General features: G+C 76.4%; 4 protein-coding genes. 1 reads left to right on the top strand and 3 read right to left on the bottom strand.

Annotated elements, in window-relative coordinates; translation table 11 throughout:
- Positions 1–240: 240 nt before the first annotated feature.
- From AAHZ94_RS23855 to AAHZ94_RS23845, 3 genes are all read right to left on the bottom strand, one after another.
- The gene (locus AAHZ94_RS23855; protein WP_349995087.1) at positions 241–549 is read right to left on the bottom strand and encodes an AzlD domain-containing protein; all 309 of its coding nucleotides are present in this window, start codon (positions 547–549) and stop codon (positions 241–243) included.
- Positions 546–1325 (bottom strand): AzlC family ABC transporter permease, encoded by a 780-nt coding sequence (locus tag AAHZ94_RS23850; protein ID WP_349995085.1) that lies wholly within the window; start codon positions 1323–1325, stop codon positions 546–548. Before AAHZ94_RS23850 ends, AAHZ94_RS23855 begins: the two co-directional genes overlap by 4 nt.
- A gap of 515 nt (positions 1326–1840) precedes the next feature.
- The gene (locus AAHZ94_RS23845) at positions 1841–2677 is read right to left on the bottom strand and encodes an AraC family transcriptional regulator (protein WP_349995083.1); all 837 of its coding nucleotides are present in this window, start codon (positions 2675–2677) and stop codon (positions 1841–1843) included.
- Between the two features lie 126 nt (positions 2678–2803).
- Here AAHZ94_RS23845 and AAHZ94_RS23840 point away from each other — a divergent pair, with 126 nt between their 5' ends.
- On the top strand, positions 2804–7822 hold the full coding sequence (locus AAHZ94_RS23840) for an Lhr family ATP-dependent helicase (protein ID WP_349995081.1): 5019 nt from the start codon (positions 2804–2806) through the stop codon (positions 7820–7822).
- Positions 7823–7986: the final 164 nt, after the last annotated feature.

Genomic DNA, 7986 nt, shown 5'->3' with positions numbered 1-7986 from the left:
CGGGGCACGGGGCACGGGGCACGGGGCACGGGGCACGGGGCACGGGGCACGGGGCACGGGGCACGGGGCACGGGGCAACGATCGGGCCGGGGCTCGGGTGCGGGCGCCCCGTGGAGCGTCCGCATGGCCGGGCGTCCGCTGCTGCAGGGGCCACCTCCGGGCGGCGGCAACGACACCCTGCGTACGGCGCACGTTCCGCCCGCCCCGTACGGAGCCGGGGCCGGCTCCGTGGCCGCGCTTTCAGCCGCCCACGGCGCGCACCAGCGCCGTGACGGCCACGGCCGATGCGACCACGACCAGGAACGGGGCGCGCAGCAGCAGGGCGAGCGCCGCGGCGGCGAGTCCGAGCGTACGGGCGTCGGCGGTCAGGGCGTGCCCCGTGCTGAACGTCTGTTGTGCGATCAGTGCGGCCAACAGGGCGACCGGGAGCAGGGCGGCGAGCCGTTTGACGGCCGGCCGCTCCAGGACGCCCGACGGGACCGAGAGTCCGAGCAGTTTCACCAGGTAGCAGCCGGCGGCCGTGAGGGCGATGGCGATCCACGTACTCACTGGCCCTCCCCCGCACCGTGCTCGGTCGGCGCCGCGGAACCGGCCCCGGCCGGTGGCGGGAACCACGCGGGGCGGCGGCCCGCCACGACCAGTACGAGGGGCGCCGCGAGCGCGGCCACGAGGACCGGTACGCCGGCGGGCAGCACGGGTATGCAGGCCAGCACGAGGACGACGCCGAGGGCCGCCACCACGCGTTCCACCGCGGCCCGGAGCATCGGGGCGAGCAGGGCGAGGAAGACGGCGGGCCCCGCCGCGTCCAGGCCCCAGTCGTCGGGGTCGCCCAGTGCGGAGGCGCCGAGCGCCCCGATCAGGGTGGTCAGGTTCCACAGGACGAACAGGGCGGTCCCGGTCACGACGAAGCCCAGTCGGGCCGCAGCCCGGTCGCGCTGGGCGAGTGCGACGACGGAGGTTTCGTCGATGACCCAATGCGCCGCCAGCGGACGCACGGCACGGGGCAGTCGCAGCAGTTCCGACAGCCGTAGTCCGTAGAAGGCGTTGCGCACCCCGAGGAAGAAGGCCCCGGCCGCCGCGGTGAACGGGTTCCCGCCCGCGGCGAGCGCCCCGACCAGGGCGAACTGGGAGGCCCCGGTGAACACCAACAGGCTCAGCGCACACGTCTGCAACAGGCTGAGCCCGGAGCCCGCCGAGGTGACGCCGAAGGCGAACCCGGACAGCCCGACCGCGACCCCCACGCCGAGTGCGTCACGCACCACGGCCGCGCGCCCCGCCCCGGCACCGGAGCGGTTCTCCCGAAGCCGCGTGTCCGCGTCCGCCACCCGCTCCGTCCCCGGGCCTGCCCGCCCCGTACCTGCGCGCGCGGGTACCGACCGAGGTAGCAGGAGGCGCCGTGCCCACCGTGGCTCCGTAACCGCGCGCGCGTGCCGCGTCTCCGCGTCCGCCCGCTCCGTCGCCCCGTCCTGCGGCGCCAGCTCTTCTCCCTCCCGCGCCCCCTCCAGCGCCCGTTCCGGTGCCCGGGGTGCCGGGGTGCGCCCGGCCGCGTCCACCGCGCCCCGTGCTCCGTCCGACGGGCGCGGGGGCCCGGCTCCCCGGTCCGCCCCGCCGCGCGCGCCGTCCGGCAGGGGCCGGAGCCCGTCGCCGCCGCTGCCTTCTCGCTGCTCGTCGCCCCCTCCCAACCGCTCCGGGGCGCGCGTCACGGCGCCCGGTTGTTCCGCGTGCCCCGTGGGGCGCCACTGCTGTTCGTCTGCCGCTTGTCCGGCGTCCGTTCGTTCGACCACGGCGGCAACGTACGGGCAGCCGGTCCGCCCGGTCTTGTACGTTCTTGCGGCTCCGATCAGGTGCGTCCGCGCGCCGTCGACCGCTCCCTGCGGTAGGCGCCCGGTGGGACGCCGACGATGCGGGTGAAGTGCCGCCCCAGGTGCGGCTGGTCCGTGAAGCCGACCAGGGTGGCGGTTTCGGCCGGTGGCGTGCCGTCCTCCAGGAGGGTGCGGGCGCGCCGTACCCGGGCGTCGGTCAGCCACGCGTGCGGGGGCATTCCGTACGCCGTGCGGAAGGCGCGCAGCAGGGCGAAGGGACTGGTGCCGAGTTCGGTGGCGAGGCTCGTGAGGGTCGGCGGGGCGGCCATCCGGGACTCCAGGACCTCCCGGGCCCTGGCGGCGATCCCGGCCCCGGCCCCGCGCTCCGTACGGCGCGGGTGCACCCCGCCGTACCCGCGCAGCAGCCGGGTGACGGTCGCGCGCAGCATCGTGTCGGCGGCCAGCGCGTTGCCCCGTTCGGCGGCCCGGTGCACCGCCATGATGAGCCGCGCCGCCGCACGGTCCTCGACGACCGATTCGCGGAACCAGGCCACCCCGCGCGCCCCCAGGGTCTCGGCGGCGATGTCGGCCACCATGGCGGCGTCCGCGTAGAGCACGTGGTACGCCCAGCCCTCGGGGGTGCCGGCGCGCGCCGTGTGCGCCACATCGGGGTTGATCATGACGACGCCGCCGGGCCCGACCCGTACCAGCCCGTCGGGCAGTCGGACCTCCTCGATCCCACCGGTGATCGCGCCCAGGACGAAGCCGTCATGGGTGTGCTGGGGGAAGGCGTGCCGGATGTAGCGGGCCCGGAGCAGGTCGACGCCGGGCAACTCCGCGTAACGCCAGTGCCGCGCCTGCTCCCGTTCGCCCATGGCCCCATTGTGCAAGGCGCGCGAAACCCGCCCCGCGCTGCCGGCCGCCGCGCCGCGCAAACCGCCTCAGCCCCCGCTGACCTGGTGCTCCGGCCCATTGTCAGTGGTGCGGTGCACGATGGGGGCATGGCGACGAACGAGCGAAGCGATCAGTCGACGGGAGGCGGTCCCCCGAGCGGCGTCCCGACCCGTGCCACCGGCCTTGAGGGCTTCTCGGCCGCCACCCGCGGCTGGTTCACGGGGGCGTTCACGGCGCCGACGGCGGCTCAGTCCGGTGCCTGGCGCGCCATCGGCGAGGGCTCGGACGTGCTGGTGGTCGCCCCGACCGGCTCCGGCAAGACGCTCGCCGCCTTCCTCGCCGCGATCGACGGGCTCACCAGCACGCCCCCGCCGGCCGAGCCGAAGAAGCGCTGCCGGGTGCTGTACGTGTCGCCGCTGAAGGCGCTCGCGGTGGACGTGGAGCGCAATCTGCGCAGCCCGCTGACCGGCATCCGGCAGGAGGCGGTGCGGCGCGGCCTGCCCGAGCCCGACGTGCGGGTGGGCATCCGGTCCGGGGACACGCCGGCGGCCGAGCGTCGCGCGCTGGCCACCCGGCCGCCGGACATCTTGATCACCACCCCCGAGTCGCTGTTCCTGATGCTGACCTCCGCCGCGCGCGAGGCGCTGACCGGCGTCGAGACGGTGATCCTCGACGAGGTGCACGCGGTGGCCGGGACCAAGCGCGGGGCGCACCTGGCGCTCACCCTGGAGCGGCTCGACGCCGTGCGGGGCGCAGACGGCGCGGGCCGGGTCAGACCGGCCCGCCGGATCGGGCTGTCCGCGACGGTGCGCCCGGTGGAGGAAGTGGCCCGCTATCTCTCGCCCGGCCGGCGCGTGGAGATCGTCCAGCCGCCGTCCGGCAAGGAGTTCGACCTGTCGGTGGTCGTCCCGGTGGAGGACCTGGGCGAGTTGGGCGGGTCGCCGGTGAGCGAGGGGCCGGGGCAGGCGGGCGAGCGGCCGTCCATCTGGCCACACGTGGAGGAGCGGATCGTCGACCTGGTGCAGGCGCACCGTTCGACCATCGTGTTCGCCAACTCCCGCCGGCTGGCGGAGCGCCTGTGCAACCGGCTCAACGAGATCGCGTACGAGCGTGCCACCGGGGCCGCGCTCCCCGAGCACCACGCGCCGGCGGAGGTGATGGCCGAGGCGGGGGCGGCCAAGGGCGCGCCACCGGTGCTGGCCCGTGCGCACCACGGCTCGGTCTCCAAGGAGCAGCGGGCGCTGGTCGAGGAGGACCTGAAGGCGGGCCGGCTGCCGGCGGTGGTGGCGACCTCAAGCCTGGAGCTCGGCATCGACATGGGCGCGGTCGACCTGGTGGTGCAGGTCGAGTCGCCGCCCTCGGTCGCCTCCGGCCTCCAGCGGGTGGGCCGGGCCGGGCACCAGGTGGGGGCCGTCTCCACCGGTGTGGTCTTCCCCAAGTACCGCGGCGACCTGGTGCAGTCGGCGGTGGTCACCGAGCGCATGCGCGCGGGCGCCATCGAGGCCCTGCGCGTGCCGGCCAACCCGTTGGACGTGCTGGCCCAGCAGGTGGTGGCCATGGCGGCGATGGACACCTGGGACGTGGACGAGCTGTTGGCCGTGGTGCGCCGGGCCGCCCCGTTCGCCACGCTGCCCGATTCGGCGTACACCGGGGTGCTCGACATGCTCGCCGGGCGCTATCCGTCGGACGCGTTCGCCGAGTTGCGGCCCCGTCTGGTGTGGGACCGGATCGCCGGCACCGTCACCGGCCGCCCCGGGGCGCAGCGGCTGGCCGTCACCTCGGGCGGCACGATCCCCGACCGCGGCCTGTTCGGCGTGTTCCTGGCCGGCTCCGAGTCCTCCGGTGGGGCGGGCGGCCGGTCCGGTGGGCGCCGGGTCGGCGAGCTGGACGAGGAGATGGTGTACGAGTCGCGGGTGGGCGACGTGTTCACCCTGGGCACCACCTCGTGGCGGATCGAGGACATCACGCGCGACCGGGTGCTGGTGACGCCCGCGCCCGGGGTGCCGGGGCGGCTGCCGTTCTGGAAGGGCGACCAGTTGGGGCGCCCGCTGGAGCTGGGCCGCGCGCTGGGGGCCTTCCTGCGCGAGGTGGGCGCGCAGCAGCCACAGGCCGCGCACGCCCGGCTGACCGCGGCCGGCCTGGACCGCTGGGCGGCGGAGAACGTGCTGGCCTACCTGGCGGAGCAGCGCGCGGCCTGCGGCCACGTCCCCGATGACCGCACGATCGTGGTCGAGCGGTTCCGGGACGAGTTGGGCGACTGGCGCGTGGTGGTGCACTCTCCGTTCGGCGCCCAGGTGCACGCCCCGTGGGCGCTGGCGCTCGGTGCCCGACTGTCCGAGCGGTACGGGATGGACGCCCAGGTGATGCACGCCGACGACGGCATCGTGCTGCGGCTGCCGGACGCCGACCTCCTCGGTCTCGACCTGCTCGACGTGCCCGGGCCGGCGGACCAGGGTGCCGGCGCACCGGCCCCTGGCGCGCGCCCCGCGGCCGACCACGGCACGGCCTTCGACGCCGAGCAGGCGCCCGTCGGCGCGGCCGACGTCACCTTCGACCAGGGCGACGTGGCCCAGGTGGTCACCGACGAGGTGGGCGGGTCGGCGCTGTTCGCCGCCCGCTTCCGCGAGTGCGCGGCCCGTGCGCTGCTGCTGCCGCGGCGCAGCCCCGGCAAGCGCACCCCCTTGTGGCAGCAGCGCCAGCGCGCTTCCCAACTGCTCCAGGTGGCCAGCGAGTTCGGTTCGTTCCCGATCGTCCTTGAGGCCGTGCGCGAGTGCCTCCAGGACGTCTTCGACGTACCCGGCCTGACCGAGCTGATGGGCGACATCGAGGCCCGCCGGGTGCGACTGGTGGAGGTGACGACGCCGGAGCCGTCGCCCTTCGCGCGCTCGCTGCTCTTCGGCTACGTGGCGCAGTTCCTGTACGAGGGGGACTCCCCGCTCGCCGAGCGCAGGGCCGCCGCGCTCTCGTTGGACTCGCGCCTGTTGGCCGAACTGCTCGGCCAGGCCGAGTTGCGCGAGCTGCTGGACGCGGAGGTGCTGGCCGAGCTGGAGCGCGAGCTGTCGTGGCGCACCGATGACCGTCGCATCAAGGACGTGGAGGCGGTGGCCGACGCGCTGCGCGTCCTGGGCCCGCTCACCGACGAGGAGTTGTCGGAGCGGGGCGCGGAGCCCCCGTGGCCGCGCCGGTTGGAGGCGGCCAGGCGCGCCATTCGGGTGCGGATCGCGGGGCGGGAGCACTGGGCCGCCGTGGAGGACGCGGGGCGGCTGCGGGACGCGCTGGGCACGGCGCTGCCCGTCGGCGTCCCGGAGGCGTTCACCGAGCCGGTGCGCGATCCGCTGGGCGACCTCCTCGCGCGGTACGCGCGCACGCACGGCCCGTTCACCTCGACGGCTGCCGCCGGTCGCTTCGGCCTCGGCACGGCCGTCGCCGACGGCGCGCTGCACCGGCTCGCCGCCGACAACCGGGTGGTCCAGGGCGAGTTCCACCCCGCGGGCGTGGGCCAGGAGTGGTGTGACACGGCGGTGCTGCGCAGGTTGCGGCGGCGTTCCCTGGCCGCGCTGCGGCAGGAGGTGGAGCCGGTGGCGCCGGCCGCCCTCGCGGCGTTCTTGCCGCAGTGGCAGCAGGTGGGCGGCTCCGGGTTGCGCGGCGTGGACGGACTGGTGCGGGCCGTCGAGCAGTTGCAGGGGGCCGCGGTGCCCGCTTCCGCGCTGGAGAAGCTGGTGCTGCCGTCCCGGGTGGCGCAGTACTCCCCGGCCCTGTTGGACGAGTTGACCGTGTCCGGCGAGGTCGTGTGGGCGGGCGCGGGGGCGCTGCCCGGCAAGGACGGCTGGGTCACGCTGTATCTGGCGGACGCCGCTCCGCTGCTGCTCCCCGAGCCCCGCCCGCTGGAGCTGTCCCCGGTGCACGAGGCGGTGCTCACCGCGCTCGCCGGCGGGTACGGGCTGTTCTTCCGGCAGATCGCGGACCAGGTCAGGGCGGCCGGGCTCACGGCGGCAGCCCCCGGCGCGGAGGCTGAGATCGTGGACGCGGTGTGGGACCTGGCCTGGTCGGGCCGGATCACCAACGACACCGTCGCCCCGCTGCGCGCCCTGCTCGGTTCGGGGCGTACGGCGGGGGCGACCGCGCACCGGGCCAAGCGCGCCGTGCCCCGCGGCAGGTACGGGGCGCTGGCCGGCCCACGGGGTTACGGCAGGGTGGCGCGCCCCGCCGCCGGCCTGGGCGGTCCGCCCACCGTGGCGGGCCGTTGGTCGCTGCTGCCCGCGCGCGTCACCGATCCCACGCACCGGGCCCATGCACTGGCCAGCACGCTGCTCGACCGGCACGGCGTGGTGACGCGCGGCGCGGTGGCGGCCGAGGGCGTGGAGGGCGGGTTCGCCGCCGCGTACCGGGTGTTGGCCGCCTTCGAGGAGAGCGGCCAGGCCCGGCGCGGCTATGTCGTGGAGGGGCTCGGTGCGGCGCAGTTCGCGATGGACGGGGCCGTGGACCGGCTGCGTGCGGTCGGTTCGGCGCGCGAGCGCGCGCAAGGCACCGCCTTCGCCACCCCGGCCGCCGCCACCGACCCGTTCGCACCGACTGCGGAGTACGGCACGGGCCACGACCAGCAGTACGGAGCGGGGCACGGCGCGCGGCCCCGTACGGCTGCCACCCGGGCGACGGTGCTGGCGGCGGCCGATCCCGCGAACGCCTACGGTGCCGCGCTCGGCTGGCCCGAGCCGCCACCGGGCGCCACGCACAAGCCGGGGCGCAAGGCGGGTGCGCTGGTGGTGCTGGTCGACGGAGACCTGCTGCTCTACGTGGAGCGCGGCGGCAAGACGCTCCTGGTCTGGCCCGCGACGACCGGGGAGCTACCACCGTCCCCCGAGCGCAGCGGCACCGCGATACCCACCGGGTCCGCGCCGTTCCCCACGGCGTCCGCACCGTCCACGGGCCGGCCGGCCCTCGATGATCCGCGGCTGGTGGCCGCGTTCGAAGCGCTGGCCAAGTCGGCCCAGGAGGGCGCGCTCGGCACCCTCACGGTCGAGCGGATCAACGGGGCGGCGGCGCTGTCCTCCCCGTTCGGTGCGGTACTGGAGGCCGCCGGCTTCCACGCCACACCGCGCGGGCTCAGGGTGCGCGCAGCCCGCTAGCGCGCGGGGCGGGGAGGCCGGGGAAGTCCGCCGGCCATTTCACCGAGTCTCGGTACGCGGCGCGGGTGGCCGAGCGGCGGGCGGCAGATGGGCGGTCGGGCGGCGAGCGGGCGACATCGGCAGTGGGCGGGGCGCCGCCCCGCCCCGCCCCCCACCGGGGTCGT

This window comes from Streptomyces sp. HSW2009 (assembly GCF_040240285.1).
Taxonomy (GTDB): domain Bacteria; phylum Actinomycetota; class Actinomycetes; order Streptomycetales; family Streptomycetaceae; genus Streptomyces.
The sequence above is the reverse complement of the archived record's forward strand: the minus strand, read 5'-3'. Positions and strand labels throughout refer to the sequence as shown.

Coding starts and splice junctions, on each gene's coding strand:
- AAHZ94_RS23840 (WP_349995081.1), top strand. CDS start 2,804: ATGGCGACGAACGAGCGAAGCGATCAGTCGACGGGAGGCGGTCCCCCG.
- AAHZ94_RS23845 (WP_349995083.1), bottom strand. CDS start 2,677: ATGGGCGAACGGGAGCAGGCGCGGCACTGGCGTTACGCGGAGTTGCCC.